This window comes from Embleya sp. NPDC005971 (assembly GCF_040629175.1).
Lineage (GTDB): Bacteria > Actinomycetota > Actinomycetes > Streptomycetales > Streptomycetaceae > Embleya.
Map to the genome: position 1 here is coordinate 13908 of NZ_JBEXUX010000003.1, position 19604 is coordinate 33511.

Annotated in this window: 19 protein-coding genes; 9 read left to right on the forward strand and 10 right to left on the reverse strand. The window is 71.9% G+C overall.

Features of this window, described 5'->3' with window-relative positions; genetic code table 11:
• Nucleotides 1-30 precede the first annotated feature (30 nt).
• Entirely contained in the window at nucleotides 31-873 is an 843-nt protein-coding gene (locus tag ABZ374_RS04335) for a metallophosphoesterase (protein WP_360305979.1), read from the forward strand.
• A 76-nt stretch (nucleotides 874-949) separates the two neighbouring features.
• On the opposite strand, the gene ABZ374_RS04340 is transcribed toward ABZ374_RS04335, so the two are convergent.
• On the reverse strand, nucleotides 950-1357 hold the full coding sequence (locus ABZ374_RS04340) for a VOC family protein (RefSeq protein WP_360305981.1): 408 nt from the start codon (nucleotides 1355-1357) through the stop codon (nucleotides 950-952).
• A 153-nt stretch (nucleotides 1358-1510) separates the two neighbouring features.
• Entirely contained in the window at nucleotides 1511-2371 is an 861-nt protein-coding gene (locus ABZ374_RS04345; RefSeq protein ID WP_360305983.1) for a helix-turn-helix domain-containing protein, read from the reverse strand.
• A gap of 52 nt (nucleotides 2372-2423) precedes the next feature.
• Here ABZ374_RS04345 and ABZ374_RS04350 point away from each other — a divergent pair, with 52 nt between their 5' ends.
• Nucleotides 2424-2876 (forward strand): RpiB/LacA/LacB family sugar-phosphate isomerase, encoded by a 453-nt coding sequence (locus ABZ374_RS04350; RefSeq protein ID WP_360305985.1) that lies wholly within the window; start codon nucleotides 2424-2426, stop codon nucleotides 2874-2876.
• On the opposite strand, the gene ABZ374_RS04355 is transcribed toward ABZ374_RS04350, so the two are convergent.
• Nucleotides 2842-3606, reverse strand: coding sequence for an HAD family hydrolase (locus ABZ374_RS04355; protein WP_360305987.1), 765 nt, complete (start codon nucleotides 3604-3606; stop codon nucleotides 2842-2844). The genes ABZ374_RS04350 and ABZ374_RS04355 overlap by 35 nt on opposite strands.
• 24 nt (nucleotides 3607-3630) lie before the next feature.
• On the reverse strand, nucleotides 3631-4782 hold the full coding sequence (locus ABZ374_RS04360; RefSeq protein ID WP_360306443.1) for an MFS transporter: 1152 nt from the start codon (nucleotides 4780-4782) through the stop codon (nucleotides 3631-3633).
• Nucleotides 4783-4935: 153 nt separating this feature from the next.
• On the opposite strand from ABZ374_RS04360, the gene ABZ374_RS04365 reads away from it, so the two are divergent.
• The gene (locus ABZ374_RS04365; RefSeq protein ID WP_360305989.1) at nucleotides 4936-5700 is read left to right on the forward strand and encodes a helix-turn-helix transcriptional regulator; all 765 of its coding nucleotides are present in this window, start codon (nucleotides 4936-4938) and stop codon (nucleotides 5698-5700) included.
• 31 nt (nucleotides 5701-5731) lie between these two features.
• On the opposite strand, the gene ABZ374_RS04370 is transcribed toward ABZ374_RS04365, so the two are convergent.
• The 3 genes from ABZ374_RS04370 to ABZ374_RS04380 form a co-directional block, all read right to left on the reverse strand.
• Nucleotides 5732-6418, reverse strand: coding sequence for a TIGR00266 family protein (locus tag ABZ374_RS04370; RefSeq protein ID WP_360305991.1), 687 nt, complete (start codon nucleotides 6416-6418; stop codon nucleotides 5732-5734).
• A gap of 98 nt (nucleotides 6419-6516) precedes the next feature.
• Nucleotides 6517-7293 carry a VOC family protein gene (locus tag ABZ374_RS04375; RefSeq protein WP_360305993.1) on the reverse strand — a complete coding sequence of 259 codons (777 nt, stop codon included), beginning with the start codon at nucleotides 7291-7293 and terminating at the stop codon, nucleotides 6517-6519.
• Nucleotides 7294-7523: 230 nt separating this feature from the next.
• Nucleotides 7524-8153, reverse strand: a complete 630-nt coding sequence (locus tag ABZ374_RS04380; RefSeq protein WP_360305995.1) for a hypothetical protein — start codon at nucleotides 8151-8153, stop codon at nucleotides 7524-7526.
• 289 nt (nucleotides 8154-8442) lie between these two features.
• On the opposite strand from ABZ374_RS04380, the gene ABZ374_RS04385 reads away from it, so the two are divergent.
• The 6 genes from ABZ374_RS04385 to ABZ374_RS04410 all read left to right on the forward strand — a co-directional run bounded on the left by ABZ374_RS04385 (nucleotide 8443) and on the right by ABZ374_RS04410 (nucleotide 15000).
• Nucleotides 8443-9969, forward strand: a complete 1527-nt coding sequence (locus ABZ374_RS04385; RefSeq protein ID WP_360305997.1) for an HlyD family efflux transporter periplasmic adaptor subunit — start codon at nucleotides 8443-8445, stop codon at nucleotides 9967-9969.
• Nucleotides 9966-10748, forward strand: coding sequence for an ABC transporter ATP-binding protein (locus ABZ374_RS04390; protein WP_360305999.1), 783 nt, complete (start codon nucleotides 9966-9968; stop codon nucleotides 10746-10748). The genes ABZ374_RS04385 and ABZ374_RS04390 overlap by 4 nt, the downstream gene beginning before the upstream one ends.
• Nucleotides 10745-11965 (forward strand): ABC transporter permease, encoded by a 1221-nt coding sequence (locus ABZ374_RS04395; protein ID WP_360306001.1) that lies wholly within the window; start codon nucleotides 10745-10747, stop codon nucleotides 11963-11965. The genes ABZ374_RS04390 and ABZ374_RS04395 overlap by 4 nt, the downstream gene beginning before the upstream one ends.
• An 89-nt stretch (nucleotides 11966-12054) precedes the next feature.
• On the forward strand, nucleotides 12055-12801 hold the full coding sequence (locus ABZ374_RS04400) for a hypothetical protein (protein ID WP_360306003.1): 747 nt from the start codon (nucleotides 12055-12057) through the stop codon (nucleotides 12799-12801).
• 1 nt (nucleotide 12802) lies between these two features.
• Complete coding sequence (locus ABZ374_RS04405; RefSeq protein ID WP_360306005.1) at nucleotides 12803-13534, forward strand: response regulator transcription factor; 732 nt, start codon at nucleotides 12803-12805, stop codon at nucleotides 13532-13534.
• 8 nt (nucleotides 13535-13542) lie between these two features.
• Nucleotides 13543-15000 carry an ATP-binding protein gene (locus tag ABZ374_RS04410; RefSeq protein ID WP_360306007.1) on the forward strand — a complete coding sequence of 486 codons (1458 nt, stop codon included), beginning with the start codon at nucleotides 13543-13545 and terminating at the stop codon, nucleotides 14998-15000.
• An 80-nt stretch (nucleotides 15001-15080) separates the two neighbouring features.
• On the opposite strand, the gene ABZ374_RS04415 is transcribed toward ABZ374_RS04410, so the two are convergent.
• The 3 genes from ABZ374_RS04415 to ABZ374_RS04425 form a co-directional block, all read right to left on the reverse strand.
• Nucleotides 15081-15491 (reverse strand): VOC family protein, encoded by a 411-nt coding sequence (locus ABZ374_RS04415; protein ID WP_360306009.1) that lies wholly within the window; start codon nucleotides 15489-15491, stop codon nucleotides 15081-15083.
• Between the two features lie 236 nt (nucleotides 15492-15727).
• Nucleotides 15728-16876, reverse strand: a complete 1149-nt coding sequence (locus tag ABZ374_RS04420) for a hypothetical protein (RefSeq protein ID WP_360306011.1) — start codon at nucleotides 16874-16876, stop codon at nucleotides 15728-15730.
• A gap of 317 nt (nucleotides 16877-17193) precedes the next feature.
• Nucleotides 17194-19329, reverse strand: a complete 2136-nt coding sequence (locus ABZ374_RS04425; protein WP_360306013.1) for an MMPL family transporter — start codon at nucleotides 19327-19329, stop codon at nucleotides 17194-17196.
• Between the last annotated feature and the right edge of the window lie 275 nt (nucleotides 19330-19604).

The following is a 19604-nucleotide window of genomic DNA, read 5'->3' on the forward strand; positions in this document are numbered from 1 at the left end:
TCTCGTCACCCTGCCCGCAGGAGGATTGCCGTGCGTATCCCGCGCCACACGCTGGTCCAGTTCAGCGACGTGCACCTGGTCCCGGAGGGCGAGCTGCTGCTCGACCGGCTGGATACCACCGAACAGTTGCGGCAGGCGCTCGCGGCGGTCGAGGAGACCGAGCCGGCACCCACCGCCCTCCTGTTCACCGGCGACCTCGCGGACACGGGCGACGTGCGCGCCTATCGACGACTGCGGGCGCTGTTGGCCGAGGCCGGACCGCGGATCGGCGCGCCGGCGCTGTACGCGATGGGCAACCACGACGATCGCGCGGCGTTTCGCGAGGGGCTGCTCGGCGCACCCGCGTCCACCGAACCGCACGACTTCGTGCACACGGCCGGCGAGGTACGGGTGATCATGCTGGACAGCACCACGCCCGGCAGTCACTCCGGCGATCTGACGGAAGATCAGTTGCAGTGGCTGCGCGCCGAGTTGGCCACACCGGCGGCCGGCGGCACGGTACTGGGCCTGCATCACCCGCCGATTCCCACGCCGCTCGCGTTCCTGGAACGACTCTCGCTGCGCGACCCGGCCCGGTTGGGCGCGGTGATCGCCGGGACCGACGTGCGGATCGTGCTGACCGGCCACAACCACCACGCGACCTGCGGTGTGCTGGCCGGGGTGCCGGTGTGGGCGGCGCCGGCCGTCGCCTACCGCGCCGACGTGTTCCCGCCGGCCGGCACCTACCAGGGGGTCGCGGGCGTCGGCTACACCCGGGTGGACCTGTACGAGGACTGCGCGACGGCGACCTTCGTGCCGGTCGGCCCGATCGAGCCGGTGTACGCCTACGAACGAGCGAAGGTGGACCGCTACCTCGCCGCGCACGAGGGCTGAGCACGGTTCGGCCGGTGCGGTCCGAGCGGCGCCCCGTGTCGCCGCCGAAACCCACCGGCCCAACCGTGCCGACGGGTCAGACCTGCGGGCGGTACGTGCCGAAGCTCCACAGGTTGCCCTCCGGGTCGCGCACGGTGTAGCCGCGACCGCCGTAGTCCTCGTCCTTCGGCTCGCGCACCACGGTCGCGCCCGCCGCCACCGCCCGGGCACAGTGCGCGTCCACATCGCCGTCCACGATCGCGTAGACGGCCGAGCCGCCGACCGGCCAGCGCAGTTGCTCGCCGCAGCCCTCGGGCAGGTTGGTGCCGAGCATGATCATGCCGTTGCCCATGGTCAGCTCCGCGTGCATCACCGTGTCGCCGTCACCGGGAACCACCATGACCGTGCTCATCCCGAACGCGTTCTCCAGGAAGGTGATCGCCGCCGTCGCGTCGTTGTAGCGCAGTGTCGGGATCAGGTCGGAAACGAGGGTCTTGTCGCTCATGGTGCGCTCCTTGAGGCCGGATGTCGCCGAATGCCACCGGACGCCCTCGGCTGCGGTGTGTCGCTTCCGCTGCCTGCCGGGTGGTCGATGCCAGTCTCCGGCGAGTGACCTCGCGCGGTATTGGATAAACGGGAACGACGGCACCGGCGCCGGTCAGGCCAGGAGGCCGCCCCCGGCGGGCATCCGGGCGGCCAGGTAGGCACCTGGAGTGCAGCCGGCGAGCGCCTTGAAGTCGCGGTTGAAGTGCGCCTGGTCGTAGTAGCCCGCCTCGGTGGCGATCTGCGCCAGGCCGCGCGGCGGACCGTCGAGTTGTGCGATCGCGTGCTCGAACCGCAACAGCCGGGCCACCGTCTTGGGGGGCAGGCCGACCGTCTCGCGAAAACGCGCGCCGAGGTGGCGCCGGCTCCAACCGGTCTCCCGGGCCAGCGCGGTGATCTCGATCCGGCCCGCACTGGCCGTCATCAGCTCCCAACAGCGGACCACCTCGGGCAGCGCCACCGGACCCCGCTCGCGCCGACGCAACAGGATCTCGTCCAACTGCGCGAACCGCGCGGACCAGTCGGGAGCGGACCGCAACCGGTCGACCAGCGCGCCCACGTCCCACCCGGGCAGGTCGTCGAGGTGCACGGCCCGGTCGGCGATCTCCGCGAGCGGCAGACCCAGCAACGTGTAGGCGCCGAGCGGGGTGAGGTCGAGTTGGATGCCGGCCTGGTGACCGTCGTGCTCCACCATCGCGGGCCCGTCGTGCAGGCCGGCCACGAACGAGCCGGTGCTGCCCGGTCCGTAGCGCGCGTCGCGGGGCGACCACACCCGCACCGGGGCGAAGCCGATGATCACGGTGATCGAGCCGGTCGCCGGCTCACGGCGGCGCAGCGGTGCGAGGGTGTGCTCGTCGTAGCCGAGGTAACCCCCGATCAGCGGCGCGAGCGCGGGATGCGCGGGCCCGAACACCGTCTCCATCGACCCGAACGCGGAGGTGTGTCGGGTCACGTGCAGAGTGTCCGTGGGGACCATGCTTTCCAGTCTCACACCCCACACCGACAATGCACCGACCAAGGAGTGTCCGATGCGCATCGCGATCTCGGCCGACCGGATCAAGGGCTGTGGCGTCTACCTCGCCGACGAACTGCGCAAGCGCGGGCACGAGGTGCTGCCCTTCGGCGCCTTCGACCCCGCACACCGGCCGGAGTTCGCCGACGACTGGGCGCCGGTGAGCGCGGCCGCCGCGCGGGAGGTGACGGCGGGTCGGGCCGATCAGGCGATCGTGTGCTGCTGGACCGGTACGGGCGCCTCGATCTCGGCGAACAAGGTGGACGGGATCCGGGCGGCGCTGTGCACGGACGCGGCCACGGCGGCCGGCGCGCGGCGCTGGAACCACGCCAACGTGCTCGCGCTGAGCCTGCGGCTGACCTCGGGGCCGATGCTGGTCGAGATCCTGGACGCGTGGTTCGACACGGCCGAGAGCCAGGACATCGCCGACGTGCTCAACGTCGAGCGGGTGGCCGAGATCCGGGGCTGATTCCCCCCGGGGCCGCTGCGTCCGGGACGGCCCGATCGAGGTAGTCGGGGAGGTCGGCGAAGTGGCCGATCACCCCGATCTCTTCGGCCAGGCCGGCGGGGCGTCCGGTCGGCGCGATCAACACCGCCTGCATGCCGTACAGGTGCGGGGCGGTGGCGTCCTTGCTCGGGGTGTTCCCGACGAACATGATCTGCTGGCGCGCGACGCCGCCGCACGCGCGCTCGACCTCGGCGTAAAAGTCCGGGTGCGGTTTGCGCAGGCCGATCGTGCAGGACAGGACGACGGCGTCGAAGCATGCCTCGATGCCCGCCCGGGCCAACGTGCGCCGGCGCACCGCCTCGGGGCGCTGGGTGTCGCACGCGAGCACGCACACCAGGTCGCGGCGGGCACGGATGTGCCGCAACGCCTCGGCCGCCCGGCCGATGACCCGCGAGTCGGGGACACGTTCGAAGACCGGCCCGGCGACCGCCTCGGGGTCCGGCACGCGCGCCCCGCACCGGGCGGCGGCGTGCCGGATCTCGTCCGCGAACGAGGTGTGTTCGTCCCGGACCCGGTCGCCCGCGCGGGTGATGCGATGCACGTGGTCGAAGGCGGCGGCGAACGTGTCGGGGATGTCGGTACCGGGCATCCCGCGCAACACTTCGACCACCGTGCGGCCGTCCGGATCGGGCCCGGGAACGGCCAGGGTGTCGCCGAAGTCGAGGGCCAGGGCACGAAGGATCATGATCATCCGGGTCCCCACAAGCCGCCGGACCTACTCCTTCGCGACCGGCGTCGGGGTGCTGCGCGGGGCCTGCGGCTCGGGGTCGGTCAGGCTCCGGGACAGGAACCAGGCGAGCGCGCACAGCGCGATCAGTGGGGTCAGCGCCACGCGCAGGGTGGTGAGTTCGGCGAGCGCGCCGATCGCGGGGGTGGCCACGCCGCCGATGCTGACGGCCAGCCCCAGGGTGACGCCGCTCGCGGTGCCGACCCGGTTGGGCAGGTAGTCCTGGCCGAGGGTGACGTGCAGCGAGAACGGGATGTAGAGGGCGATCGCGGCGGCCGCTGCGAAGACGTACAGGCCCGGCCCGGGGGCCGCCACGATGCCGGCGGTGGCCGGGACGGAGGCCGCGTACGCGCCGCGCAGGGTGCGGACCCGGCCCAGGCGCGCGGCCAGTCGGCCACCCAGCACGGTGCCGATCGCGCCGCCCGCGAAGAGGGTGAACAGGGCGATGGAGCCGGCCGTCGAGCCGCCGGCGGTGTGGTGTTCGGCGTACAGCGCGATGAAGGTGCTCAAGCCGATGAAGACGATCGAGCGGCAGACGATGACGGCGGACAGCCGGGCGAAACCGGACCAGTCGTCCGATCGGCGCGGACCGGCGAAGGCACGGGTCGCGGCCGCGTGTCGGGCCAACCGGCGGATCACCGACGCGGTCACCAGGACCCCGGCGACCGCGGGCAACAACAGCCACGGGGTGGCGCTCAGGCCGCCCGCGGACAGGATCGGCGAGGCGACGATCGGCGCGAGCGCGAAGCCGATGTTGCCGCCGAGCGAGTACCAGCCCATCGCGACGTGGCTGCCCCGGCAGGCCACCCGGGCCAGCCGGGCCGACTCCGGGTGGTAGGCGGCGACGCCCATTCCGGACAGCGCGATGGCGAGCCAGGTGAGCGGGTACGAGTCGGCGGGCCCGGCCAGCGCGATGCCCAGGCCCGCGCCGGTCGTGCTGACCGGGATCAGCCACGGCATGGTCCAGCGGTCGGTGAGCGCGCCGAACAGCGGCTGCACGATCGAGGACAGCAGGGTGGCGGCCAACACGATGCCGGAGGCGGCGACGTAGCCGTAGTGCCGTTCGGCCACCAGGAACGGGACCAGGCAGGGCACCACGCCCTGGTAGAAGTCCACGGTGGCGTGGCCGATCGCCATCATCGGGATGGCGCGGCGATCGGCGGCGGTCACCGGGGTAGACGGCTCGGCGACGCCGGAGCCTTCGCGGGCGGCGGAGTGTTCGGTGGGTACGGGATTGCTCACCTGTCGATGATCGAAGCCGGCGGCTGCGGCGGGCTTCCGATAATCTGCCGAATGATGCCGATCTCCAGCCAATCCCCCGCCCAGCCGCGAGCCGGGGCGATCACGACCACCCGGCACCTGGCCGCGGGCGGTGAGGTGACCGCGCATCGACACGACGTGCACCAGATCGTCTACGCCGGTCGCGGCGTGTTGTCGGTGGCCACCGACGCCGGGAGCTGGGTCGCGCCGCCCACGCGCGCGTTGTGGATCCCGGCGGGCACCGTGCACCGGCATCGCGCGCACGGGCGGACGGTCCTGCACGCGGTGGGCATCCCGGCCGACGCCGACCCGCCGGCCCCGGAGCGGCCCGCCGTGCTCGCGGTCGGTCCGCTGCTGCGCGAGCTGATCATCGCCTACAGCCGGCCCGAACTCGAGGGCACCGACGAGGGCTCGCGGATCCTGGCGGTGCTCCTGGACCAGCTTCGACACACCCCGCAGCAGGCGCTGCACCTGCCCGTCGGGCGGGATCCGCGGCTGGTCGCGGTGTGCGAGCTGCTGCGGGCCGATCCCGCCGATCGGCGCACACTCGCCGCGCTGGGCGCGGCGGCGGGAGCCGGCGAGCGCACGCTGACCCGGCTGTTCGCCGCCGAGCTGGGCATGACGTTTCCGCAGTGGCGCACCCAGTTGCGCCTGCACCACGCGCTGTGCCTGCTCGCCGAGGACGTACCGGTGACCGCCGTCGCGCACCGCTGCGGCTGGTCCTCGGCGAGCGCCTTCATCGACGTGTTCCGCCGCGCGTTCGGACACACCCCGGGCGCGCACCGCGCGGACGATTGAAGACACTCCCGGGGCTCCCGGGCGCGGCGGATCAGCCGCGTACGCCCGGCAGGCCGGTGACGAAGTCGGCGAAGGCGGAGAGGTTGCGGGTCTGCATGAGCACTCGGCCCGGGCCGGTGAAGTCGAAGACCAGGCCCTCGCCGGAGGTGACCGACGCGATGGTCCGCCCGCGCGCGGCCCGGCGGGTGGTGAAGGTGATCGTGGGCGAGTACGCGACCACATGGCCGGTGTCCACCACGACCTGCTCTCCCGCCTCCAGGTCGAGCACGTCCAGCGCGCCGTAGCAGCCCATGATCACCTCGCCCTGGCCGGACGCGTGCACCAGGAAGCCGCCCTCGCCGCCGACCAGGTTGCGCAGGCCGCCCCAGCGGGTGTCGATCCGCACGCCGGCGGAGTTGGCCAACCAACTGGTCCGAGTCAGCAGGAACTCGGGCACCTCGGGGGTCAGCGTGACATTGGCGATGTCGCCGGGCAGCGCGGTGGCCACGTCGACCCAGCCGCCCTGGGCGGGTGCGGTGAACGTGGTCTGAAAGAACGACTCGCCGCCGAGCACACTGCGCTTGAGCCCGCGGATGATGCCGCCCTCGACCTTGGCGGAGATGTCCACGCCCGCGCTGTGCGCCATCATCGCGCCGGATTCGGCCCGCATCGCCTCGCCCGGATCGAGCCGGCAGCGGGCGGCGGCGAACGCGGGACCGTGTCTGACTTCGACTCTCATCCCGTGAACGTGACACGGGCCGGGACCGCGCACCGACCGAAACGGCCCGACCGGGCGACTCGCGTCACCCGATCGGGTCGGCGCCCGCGACCGCCGGCTCACCGGGCCGGCGGGATGCCCTTGATCATCGCGAAGCGGGCGCCGAAGGGGTCGGCCAGCATCGCGATCCGGCCGACGTCCGGGATGTCGTAGGGCGCCATCAGCTCGGTCCCGCCGAGCTCGATCGCCCGGGCGAACGACGCGTCGCAGTCGTCGACGCCGAGGTAGATCTGCCACTGCGGGGCGGTCTGTCCGGGGTCGACCTCCATCACGCCGCCCTGCATGGCGTCCATGTCCTCGCCCGGGTAGGCGAGGCTGTAGACGCCGGCGGGCGAGGGGAAGTCCTGGTAGTTCCAGCCGAAGACCGAGTGGTAGAAGCCGGTGGCCGCGACCCGGTCCGGGGTGTACAGCTCGGTCCAACACAGCGCGCCGACGTCCTGGACCAGTTCCAGGCCCTTGTTCGTGCCCTGCTGCCACACCATGAAGCCCACGCCGGTGGAGTCGGCGTACCCGGCCATCCGGCCCATGTCCATGACGTCCATCGGCGGGAGCAGCACCCGGCCGCCGGCCTGCTCGACCGCCTTGGTGGTGGCGTCGGCGTTCGGGGTGCGGAAGTAGACGGACCACGCGGGGGCCGCGCTCACGTCCATCAGCGGGGCGAGCGCGGCGACGCTCTTGCCGCCCTTGCGCAGGATCGCGTAGCCGCCGGTCTCCGGGCCGGTGATCTCCAGGTCCCATCCGAACAGGTCGCCGTAGAACGCGCCGGCCGCCGGAATGTCGGGCACCCCGAGGTCGATCCAGATCGGGGCGCCGGGGGCAAAATCGGTCGTGAGCATGACTGGTCACTCTCCAGTGGGTCGATCGCCGTACGGATCGCGATATCGCCTGTGTAGAGGTGGACCGGGGCGGCCCGAAGAACTCATCGCTTCGGACCGGGGCGTCCGGCACCGATCACACGCGGCTCTACCGAATGCCCCGTCCGTCGGGATCGCTACCGTCGGGGACATCCAGACCCGCGACCGCGTACCACCGTGTGGCTCGCGACCCGCTCACGGCGGCCCCGCGCTCACGTCGTCGGCGCCGCCGTGGGTGTGCCCGCGGGTGCCGCCGGGGCCGAGGGCAGCAGGGCCTCGCAGGTCTTCAGCGCCTCGGCGACCTTGGGGTCGGACCGGTCCAGTGCGGCGGCCCCCCCGGCCGGCAGCTCGACCCGATGGTCCTTGAGGCAACCCGCGAACGCCTCGGCGGCCGAGTTGCCGGCGCGCCGGGGGCCGGCCGTACCGCCGCCCGGCCCCCGCGAGGGGCGCAGCTTCGCGCACGCCTCCTCGGCCTTGCGATACGCCGGATCCGTCGAGCGCGGGTCGGGCCGAGCGCTCGGGAACCCGGTGGGCCGTTCACCGGCCGGTCGGCTCGGGCGGGCCGACGGGCGACCGGACGGGCGGCTGGTCGGGCGACCCGCGCCCGGGGGACGGTTGCCGCCGTCCGGTCGACCCGTCGGTACCTCGACCCCGTTCGCACGCAGGCAGTCGGTGTACGCCTTGCCGGCGTCCCCACCACCACTTGCCGCGCTCGACGGGGCCGAGGCACTCGTGCTCTCGTTGCCGCTCCCCCCACATCCGGCCAGCAACAGCACGAGTGCCGAGGCGGTCACCGGCAGCAGCGTCGTGGTCCACGCCGGTCGACCCGGGTACCTCGTCATGACGTCCTTCCCACGAGCCTCGGGGTCGGCGCCGGACGGCGCACCGCCCATCCCCCCGGACTCAAGCACGGCGGGGTGATCGCCGCCCGCGCGTCGCCTGGGAGTTCCCTGGGAGCCCCACCCCGGATCGGGGCCGGACCGGCCGGGCCAGCGCGCGATTTGGCGTGATCGGGCGCGATTTCGATGGTTCTGCACGCCTGTCGCGACCTCTGTGCCGAGCTCGCGCTCCCAGTCGACTCCCAGGCGCCGGACAGTCTTCGGGGACGTGCCCGGACCAGGCTGTGCGGCCATGAGGCGTGTACGACTCCGACGGAAGTCGGTCCTGATCAACCTGGCCCTGGCCACCGCGATGGTGACCGGCGCCGGCTTCGCCTACGCGGCCGTGGACGACGGTGGTGGATCCTCCGGTACGACCAGGACGCGCACCGGCACGGTGACCAGGGGCACCGTGCTGGCCACGGTTTCCGCGGCGGGGTCGTTGACCTCGCCCTCGGATGTGGGCGTCGGCTTCACCGCCGCCGGCCGGGTCACCACCGTCGCGGTCAAGGTCGGCGACACCGTCACCGCCGGCCAGGTCCTCGCGCAGGTCGACCCGACCCAGGCGCGGGAGGCGCTGGAGGCGGCGAAGGCGGCCGTCACGGTGGCCCAGGCGAATCTGACCAAGGCCCGAGCGGGCACCCCGGTCCAGCAGAACGGCGGCGGCGGCAACGGCAGTGGCGGTGGCAATCAGGGCACGGACGCCCAGAACACGGTCCTGCGCGGCTCGACCGGCGGCGCCGCCCCGAGCCGAGGCACCGACGCTGTGCCCACCGCCACGTCCACGCCGGCGCCGCCCCGGACCACGTCGCCCCCCGTCACCCAGCCGCACCCGACCATCACCGTCACCGTCACCAAGACCCCGCCGGCCACCCCGTCGCCGAGCACGACGGTCGACGCGGCGGCGGTGAGCCAGGCCGAGTCGGCCCTGATCGCGGCGAACAACAAGGTCGCCGACGCCCAACGCGCCCTGGACGGCTGCGTGCTCAAGGCGCCGTCGGCCGGCATCGTGGCAGCGGTCTCCGGCAAGGTCGGCGACACCGTCTCCGCGACGGGTTCCGCGAGCGGATCGAGCGGGTCGGGCGCATCCGGTGGGTCCGGCGGCCAGGGCGGCTCGTCCACCTCGTCCTCTTCGAGCACCGCCGTGACCGGCTTCGTGGTGATCGCCAACCCGACCGGCATGGAGACCCGGGTGTCCTTCCCGGAGGCCGACGCCGCCAAGGTCAAGGCCGGTCAACCGGCCACCGTGACGCTCAACGTGAATTCCGCGATCCGGCTGAACGCCAAGGTGGTCAGCGTGAATCCGCTGCCGGACAGCGGCGCGACGTCGGGTTCGGTCAAGTACGGCGCGACGATCGCGCTGGAGGGTGACGTGTCCGCGCTGCGCACCGGACAGACCGCGAACATCTCGGTGGTCGTCGCGGCGGCCGACAACACGTTGCAGGTGCCCTCCGCCGCGGTCACCGGCACCGGTGCCACCGCCTCGGTACGGGTCCTGGTCGACGGGGTCGAGCAGCGCCGCACGGTGACCGCGGGCGTGGTCGGCGACCAGAGCACCCAGATCGTCTCCGGCCTGGCCGAGGGCGACCGGATCGTGATCGGCACCGTCGCCGCGACCGGCACCACCGGCTCCACGTCGGGGCGTTCCGGCCAGTCCGGCCGAGGCGGCACAGCCGGCGGCGGCCTGCCCGCGCCCGGTATCGGCAACTTCCCCGGCGGCGGCACCGGCACCGGCGGCGGCGCGGCCGGCGGCGGCAACCCGCGCGGCGGCTCGCGATGACCGGGCCGCAGCCGCCCCGCCCCGCGCCGGTGATCGACGTACGCGCGGCGACCAAGTCGTACGGCCGCGGCGCCGCCTCGGTGCACGCGCTGCGCGGCGTCGACCTGACCATCGAGAGCGGCGAATACGTCGCCATCATGGGCAGTTCGGGCTCCGGCAAATCCACCCTGATGAACCTGCTCGGCTGCCTGGACGTGCCCACCTCGGGCCGCTACCTGCTGGACGGTCTCGACGTCGGCCGACTGGACGAGCGGCAACTCGCGCTGGTCCGCAACCGCCGGATCGGCTTCGTCTTCCAGTCCTTCAACCTGATCCCGCGCACCAGCGCGCTCGCCCAGGTCGAACTGCCGCTCTCCTACGCCGGCGTGCGCGCCCGCGAGCGTCGGCGCCGCGCACTGGCCGCGCTGGAACTGGTCGGCCTGGCCGACCGCACCGACCACGCGCCCAACGAACTCTCCGGCGGCCAACAACAACGCGTCGCGCTGGCCCGGGCGTTGGTCACCGCACCGGCGCTGCTGCTGGCCGACGAGCCGACCGGCAACCTGGACAGCCACAGCACCGCGGACGTGCTCGGCATCCTGGACCGGTTGCACGACGCCGGACGCACGATCGTGATCATCACCCACGAGGACGAGGTGGCCGCGCGCGCCGAGCGGGTGCTGCGCCTGGTCGACGGCCTGGTGGTCGGCGACCACCGCCGCACCCGGACACCGGCGTCGACGTCGGCATCCGGCGCGCCGCCGCGACCCGTTCCGCTCGACGAGGGGGCCCGCCGGTGAACCCCGTCGAGGTACTGCGCTTCGCCGTCCTGGGCCTGGCCGCCAACAAGATCCGCACCGCGCTGACCATGCTCGGCGTACTGATCGGCGTCGGCGCGGTGATCCTGCTGGTCGCCGTCGGCAACGGCTCGTCCAAGTCCGTCCAGGAATCGATCCAACGCCTGGGCACCAACCTGCTGACCGTCTCGCACACCGCGGGCGGCGGGCGGTTCGGCGCGGCCGGGCAGGGCAGCGCGCTCAAGGACCTCACACCGGACGACGCCCAGGCGCTCGTCGACAAGACCTCGGCCCCGCACGTGCGGTCGGCCGCGCCGGTGCAGACCACGTCGCAGAGCATCACCTACGCCGGCCAGTCGGTGACCGTGTCCCAGATCGTCGGCACCACACCCGACTGGTTCGACACGACCAACCACGACCTCGCCCGGGGCAGCCTGTTCGGCACCGAGGACGTGACCGCCCGCCGCAAGGTCGCCGTGTTGGGCAGCACCACGGTGGAGAACGTGTTCGGCACCGAGGACGCGATCGACAAGGAGATCCTGATCGGCGGCATCCCGTTTCGGGTCGCCGGCGTTCTGCGGACCAAGGGCGGCAACGGCGCGGCGGACTCCGACGACACCATCGTGATGCCGGTGACCACGATGCGCGACAGCCTGACCGGCTACGGCTCGTTGTCCTCGATCGCGATCCGAGCCACCTCCGCCGCCGACACCGTGCTCGCCCAGGACGAGGTCACCTCGATCCTGAACAACCGGCACCGGATCACCGGTTCCGCGCAGAGCGACTTCCGGATCACCAATCAGCAGTCGCTGCTGAGCGCGAACGACGAGGCCGACAAGACCTTCACCGTGCTGCTCGCCGCGGTCGCGGCGATCTCGCTGCTGGTCGGTGGGATCGGGATCACCAACATCATGCTGGTGACCGTCGCCGAACGCACCCGCGAGATCGGCATCCGCAAGGCGATCGGTGCCCCACGCGGCGCGATCCTGGGCCAGTTCCTCGCCGAGTCGACCCTGCTGTCCGTGCTCGGCGGCGGACTGGGCGTGGCCGCCGGGCTGTTCGCGGCGCGCTTCGAGGTGGTCGGGATCAAACCGGTCGTGGTGCCGAGTTCGGTGCTCGGTTCGTTCGCCGTATCGGTGGCGATCGGCCTGTTCTTCGGCGGCTACCCGGCCGCGCGCGCCGCGGCACTGCGACCGATCGAGGCGCTCCGGCACGAATAGCCGTACCCGCGGCCCGAACGCTCCCCGCCGTATTCGCGGGCCGAACGATCCCCCGCCGTTCCCGTGTCCTTTGGAGGAGACCCGCGACCATGACGCCCCAGCAGCACGCCGGCCGGCCCGACACCCGGCCGCCACACGCCACCCCCGACGAGCCGCGGCCCGATTCCGGGCCTGCCGAGGCCGGTTCCGCCGATCCCGCGGCCGAGACCGGGTTCGTCGCCGGCTTCCGAACCGAGGCGGAAGTCGGCGACGACGCCCATCGCGACGAGTCGCCGGAGGAGATCCTGGGCCGACCGCCGGCCGCGCGCGACGTCGCCGCCGAACTCGCCGCCCCACCCCGGCGCAGGCTGCCCATGCTCACCCTGGCCCTGGGCGCGGGCGTGTTCGCCTCGATCGGCTTCCTGGCCGGCGTCGAGGTGCAGAAGGACCATGCCGGCGGCACGACCCGGGCCGCCGGCCCCGCCGCCGGCGCCGCATCGGGTGCGAACCCGTACGGCGCCCGCGCGGCGGGAGCCGGCGCGACCACGGCCGGCGGCCAACCCGGCACCGCCCGCACCGGCGCCGCCGCGGACCTCACCACCGGCACCGTGAAGGTTGTGGACGACTCTTTCATCTACGTCTCAGATTCAGCCGGCAACATCGTCAAGGTGAAAACCGACGCCGGTACCAAGATTCAGGTCGTCCGCGACGGCAGGACCGTCGACCTCAAGCCCGGCGACGCCGTCGTGGTGCGCGGTGCCACCGGCGCCGACGGCTCGGTGACCGCCACCTCGGTCACCGAGGGCACCGGCGCGGTCGCGCGTCCCGGGGCCGCCGGCACCGGCGGAGCGGGCTGAGGTGGCCACGCCCGTCGAGGTCGGCGCCCGGGCCCGCCTGCTGGTCGTCGACGACGAGCCCAACATCCGCGAACTCCTGTCCGCCAGCCTGCGCTTCGCCGGATTCGAGGTCGACTCGGCGGCGGACGGCGCGGACGCGTTGGCGGCGGTGGCGCGTTGCCGGCCGAATCTGGTCGTGCTCGACGTGATGTTGCCGGACCTGGACGGCTTCGAGGTGGTGCGCCGGCTGCGCGCCGACGGAACCCACCTGCCGGTGCTGTTCCTGACCGCGAAGGACACCACCAAGGACAAGATCACCGGATTGACCCTGGGTGGGGACGACTACGTCACCAAGCCCTTCAGCCTGGAGGAGTTGATCGCCCGGATCCAGGCGGTGCTGCGCCGGGTGGACGGCGGCGCCGGCGTGCCGACGCCCTCGAACCGGATCGTGATCGCCGACCTCGAACTCGACCCGGACGGCCACGAGGTGCTGCGCGGCGGCCGACCGGTACTGCTCTCGCCCACCGAGTTCAAGCTGCTGCGCTACCTGATGCTCAACACCGGCCGGGTGGTGTCCAAGACCCAGATCCTGGACCACGTCTGGCAGTACGACTTCGGCGGCGACCTGAGCATCGTCGAGTCCTACATCAGCTACCTGCGGCGCAAGGTCGAACTCGACGTCGGCGGGGTCAAGTTGATCCACACCGTGCGCGGCGTCGGCTACGTGCTGCGCCGCCCGCAACCGACGGCCTGACGGCGCCGATGCGCGTCCCGCACCCGAGCCGTTCCTCGCTGCGCGTCCGGGTCCTGATCATCGCGATGGCGCTGGTCGCCGTCGCGCTGTTGGTCAGCCAGACGGTCGTGGTGGGGTCGCTGCGCGGCTACCTCACCGATCAGGTGGACCGGCAACTGGGCCAGGCCGCGCGCGGGATGGCGTTCCGGCTGCCGGAGACACCCGGCGAGCCGCGCGGCGGGCCGTCGGGCAATCGTGGTCGCGCGCCCGGGATCCTGCCGAGCCGCATCGTGGCCGAGTACCTGTATCCGGACGGCGGCACCCGGCAGCGGATCCGCTCGCCGGGCACCGAGGAGGAACTGGGGCCGCGCCTGCCGAGGCTGGACATCGCGGCGGTCCTGGCCCTGAACCGGCATCCGTTCGAGACCGACTCGGTGACCGGCGACGCGCGCTGGCGGGTGCTCGCGGTGCCGATGGCGAGCGGTGAGGGCAGCGTGGTGCTGGCCCAGCCGATGGACGACGTACGCGCCACCGTGAACCGGATGCGCACGGTGTGTCTGCTGATCGGCCTGACCTGCCTGGCCGTGCTCGGCGCGGCCGGCTGGTTCGCGCTGCGCGGCGGCCTGCGCCCGCTGCGCCGGATCGAGGAGACCGCGGCGGCGATCGCGGCCGGCGACCTGTCGCATCGGGTCCCGGTACCGGCGCCGGGAACGGAGATCGGCCGACTGTCCACGTCGATCAACGGCATGCTCGCGCAGATCGAGACCGCGTTCGCGGCCCGGGCCGAATCCGAGACCCGGATGCGCCGGTTCGTCGCCGACGCCGGTCACGAACTGCGCACCCCGTTGGCCAGCGTGCGCGGCTTCGCCGAGTTGTACCGGATGGGCGCGCTCACCGATCCGGCCGAGGTGGCCCGCACGATGCGCCGGATCGAGGACGAGGCGATCCGGATGGGCGGCCTGGTCGAGGACCTGCTGCAACTGGCCCGGCTGGACGAACAGCGCCCGCTCTGCAACGAGCCGGTGGACCTGCGCATCCTGGCCGCCGACGCGGTGCACGACATCAAGACGCTGGCCCCGGACCGCGCGGTCACCCTGATCGGCCTGGACGGCGGCGCGGCCCATCCGGTGACCGTCTCCGGCGACGAGTCGCGACTGCGCCAGGTGGTGGCCAACCTGGTCTCCAACGCACTCACGCACACCCCGGCCGGGACCGCGATCCGGATCGCGGTGGGCAGGACCCCCGCGCCGGACCCGTGCGCGGTCCTGGAAGTCGCCGACGCCGGCCCCGGACTGGCCCCGGCCGACGCACAGCGCGTCTTCGAACGCTTCTACCGCGTCGACTCCTCGCGCAGCCGCGCCGCGGGCGGCGGCTCGGGCCTGGGCCTGGCCATCGTCGCCGCCCTGGTCAACGCGCACGGCGGCCGCGTCGAGGTGCGCACGGCCCCGGGCGCGGGCGCGGTCTTTCGGGTGCTGCTGCCGGGCTGAACCCGCGAGGCAGGCCCGGCCCCGGACCCGAACGCGACGGCGGGCCGACCCGAGGCCGGCCCGCCGAGGGCACGTCGCGTTCAGCCCTGCGCGGGCATCGCCGACATGTCCATATAGACGACCTCCCACAGGTGCCCGTCCAGGTCCTGGAAGCTGCGGCCGTACATGAACTCCTCGTCCATCGGGTCGTTCGACTTGCCGCCGCCGGCCGCGAACGCCTTCTCGACCAACGCGTCGACACCCTCGCGGCTCTCCGCGCTCAGACACACGATCGCCTCGGTGGTCCGGGTCGCGTCGGCGATCTCCTTCTTGGTGAAGGTCTTGAAGAAGGGCTCGGCGAGCACCATCAGGTGGATCGTGTCGCTGATCGCGAACGAACTCGCGTTGTCGTCACTGAACTGCGCGTTCTGCTCGAACCCGAGCGCGGTGTAGAACGCCGTCGCCTTCGCGAGGTCCTTCACCGGCAGGTTCACAAAGATCATCGTGGCCATGATGCGGTCCCATCTCGTACGTCTCGCTCCGTTGCGGGGGTAGACGGCCCCACCCGCCGAAACTCATCGCTCGCGCGCCATCGGATTCGGCCGGCCGACCTCGTGACCGGCAACCGCGGCCACGACCGGGCCGGCGCGGGCCACGCCGTCCGCCCGCGTCCCCATACCCACCCCGAAAAGCCCCCGAACCGCCCCATCCACCGCATTCGCCCCATCCAAGATCCGTCGGGCAGGGCTCAGCCCTCCGAAACCTCTCCGTCGTCCGCCACCGCGACCCGGACCGCGGCGACGTCCGCGGCGGTGCCGACGACGGTGAGCCTCGGCCGTGCCTCCCCGATGCGGTCGGCTTCGGTGTAGGGCAGGACATATACCGCCATGCCCGCGCCGTCCGGCGTGTGGCCGACGTCCGCCAACCACGTCCGCACCCGATATTCGGTGAGCCAGGAGCCGTCGACCGCCCGAATATCCGCCCCGGGGTTGTCTTCTCCGGCGCCGACCACGTAGAGAACCTGCCGGAACGGTTCGCCGACGGCCAGGGATTCCCGGACGGCTTCCTCCGAGAGTCCGAGGATCCCGCCCGCCTCCGCCACGTCACCACCACACAGATCGACCATATGCGTCACGGAAACGGCACCGGCGTGACCGATGTGATAGGGAATGGGGTCCGAGGTCGGCCGGAAGGAAGTCTTTTCACCGGGCTGCACGGGCTCGGGGAGTTCAGGCTCGGAATCACTCGAGTAGAAAGACCAGGTAAGGAGCCTGGTGGGGCCGTGGAAATCGACCAGATTAAGGGAATTGTCGACGACGCCGGCCGCCTCCAAGCGATAGGCGATGCGCCGCACGTCCACTGCGACGTCCTGCCAGGAAGCATCGGCATTCGGCATGCAAAGAATCATCCAGGCGCCTTCGCGGGCGGGGCCCGCAGTCGCCAGGATCTTGATTTCCATATTTTCGCCCACCATGCCGAAGACATACCCGTCGGCCGTTTGCGGACTGCCGGACACCACCGAGGCGATCGCGCTCAGGTCGACATTCAAGGGCACGATCCACTGGATGCCGAAACCGCCCTCCCCCATCGCCCGACCGCCGAATTCAGGATCACCCGCCTCCGGAACCGGCACCGGTGAAAGGTCTTCCCGATCCGGCTTCCCCGGGTCGTCGAAGTCGTCGCCCAGACAGATCCGACGGGCCCAATACTCCGGGCTGTGCATCGTCAGGAAGGAACTGTCCGCTTCACGCGTGAAGTCCCATCGATAAGGCCGGAAATGTCGATCGACCCGAACGAGCGCTTCCTCCCGGGAGATACGGAAGAGACGTTCGATCTCCGCCACCACTCGCATCAGGTAGCTCTCGCCTGCATCGTCCACACGCGCCGCAAATCCCATGCTTCCCCCGCGAGGCTTTCCGTAGTGAATTCTACCGAGAAACCGGATACCGGGACCGGCGGATGGAATCCGCACGGCCTCGATATCCGGTAATCGGCCAATCTACCACGGGGGGCAATTGCCCGGAAGAATCCCTGGAGAATAGCGGACGTGACGTGTTCACGTATCGAGGTCCGTCGACCGGTCGGCTGGGTCCGCCCACCGGTTCGGTGCGATCTGATTCGACCATTGGGCCGCGCCGTTCGGCACACGCCGAACGGCAAGAAAGAAGGCTGGATTCCGCACCGACAAAGGAGGGCGGCGCGGCGGGCGGGGGTTCATGGCACCGGTTCGGATTCGCGTGCCGGTTTGCCGGCCGGCTTGGTGTCGCCGTGGCCGGGCCACCAGGCCGCGTGGCCGATCAGGGCGGTCAGGCTCGGGGTGAAGATCAGGGCCATGATGAAGGCCGCGATCGCGATACCGCTGGAGAGGGCGAAGCCCATCTGGGCGAGGGTCGAGTTGCCGGCCAGCATCAGGGTCGCGAAGGTGCCCGCCAGGATCACGCCCGCGGCGGCGATGGTGGGGCCCGAGTGCTTGACCGCGACGGCCGCCGCGTCGTGCGGGTTGTGGCCCTCGCGGGCCTCCTCACGCAGGCGCGACACCATCAGGATGTTGTAGTCGGTGCCGAGGGCGACCACGAAGAGGTACATGATCACCGGAAGCATGAACATCAGTCCGGGCTGGTCGCCGATCTGCTGGAACAGCACCGACGTGGCGCCGAGCGTCGCGCCGAACCCGAGTGCCACCGAGGCCATCAGGTACCACGGCGCGACCAGGCTGCGCAGCAACAGACCCAGGATGATCATGATGCACACCGCCGCGACCGGGAAGACCACCGAGTAGTCCCGGTCCACCGCGCGGTTGATGTCCACGTACACCGCGCTGATCCCGCCCACCAGTGCCCGGGTCCCGGCCGGCGCGGCCTCGTGCATGGTCGGGCGCAGGCGGTTCTTGATCGTCGACAGGGCCTCGTCGGTGGCGGGCGAGTCGGAGAGGACCACCGAGTACAACGCGGTCTGCCCGTCGGCGCTGAGCACCGGGTCGGCCACCGACCCCACCCCGCGAACCCCCTTCAGCACCGCCTCGAACGGCGCCCGTTCCGCCGGCGTGAGCGGTCGGCCGGCGGTGGACGTCAGGTAGACCTCGGTCGGGTCGGTGGTGCCCGGCGGGAAGCCCTTCTCCAGGTTCTTCATCGCGACCACGGATTCCTTGTCCGAGGGCAACGACGAACCGGCCAGGTCGAAGTTGGCCTGGTAACCCAGTGCGCCGATCGCGAGCACACCCATCACCAGCGCGGACGACACCGCGAACAACACGGGCCGGCGGCCGATGCCGCGGCCGAGCCGGGCGAAGCCGGTGCCGTGCGGCGCCACCCGCCAGGACTTCGACGGCCAGAACACCCGGGTACCCAGCAGCGAGACCACCGCCGGCACCAGCGTCAGGCCGGCCAGCAACGTCACGAACACCGCGATCGCCAGCGCCGGGCCCATCGAGCGCAGCATGCCGAGCGTGGAGAGCGTCAGCGCGGCGAAGGCCACGATCACCGCCGCCGCCGCGGACGCGATCGCCTCGCCGACCCTGGAGACCGCGTGCACCATGCCGTTCTTGGCGTCGGAGCCCTCGCGCAACACCTCGCGGTAGCGGAACAACAGGAACAACACGTAGTCCGTACCGACACCGAACAGCACCACGGTGAGCAGTTGTTCGATCGAGCTGTCCGCCTTCATGTCGAAGACCTTGTTGGCGGAGGCGATCAGTCCCGTGGCCATCGGCGCGATCAGCCCGATGATCACCACCGGCAACAACGCGATGATCGGGCTGCGGAAGATGATCAGCAGCAACAACACGATGATCACGATCGTGCCGACCGCGACCAGGGTGCCGGCGGTCTCGGACGAGTCCCGTTCGTCGAGCGCCTGCGCGGCCTGCCCGGTGATGCCGGCGGTCAGCGCGGTCCCGGCCACCTGCGCCTTGACGTCCTTGCGCATCTGCTCGACCGCGTCCTGCGGCGCCTCGTCGTTGGGATCGTTGATCTCCGGCATCGCGACCATCGCGGTCTGCACGAGCCCGTTCGGCGAGACCTGGCCCGGCGTCACCGCGAGCACGTCCTTGATCCCGCGCGCCTGCACCGACGCCGAGATCCTGGCCACCTCGGCGCTGTCCGCCGCGGTCATCGGCCGGCCGTCGGCGCGCTGGAAGACGATCACCGCGCCGATGTTCTCCTGCTGCGGGAAGTCCCGCTCGCGCAGGTCGGAGGCGCGCACCGATTCGTAGGACTTGGGCAGGAAGCTCTTCTCGTCCGTGGAGGAGGTCAGCTTCGGCGCGAGGCCGATCACCACACCCGCGGCGATCACCCAGGCCAGAATGACCCACCAGGGTCTGCGTACGACAAACCGGCCCAGGGCCGCGAACATGGGCGCCTCGCTTCGCACTCGTGACGAATACACCTACCTCGTGTCACCGTCGGTCGCCGCAGGCGGGCGCGCCAGCGGGGTGATCCGTGCGAGTGACACCCATGACGCGACCCGACACGCCCGGCGCGGGTGACGGACGGGTCGACCCGGGAGTGACGGTGGGATGTCCGGTCGGTACGGTTTGCCTGCCGTCCGGGCATGGGTGTCGGCCGGGTCCCGGATCCGGGCCGCGAGCATGCTCGGCGCCACCGCCGGCGGGGGCGGCGGGAGCGTCG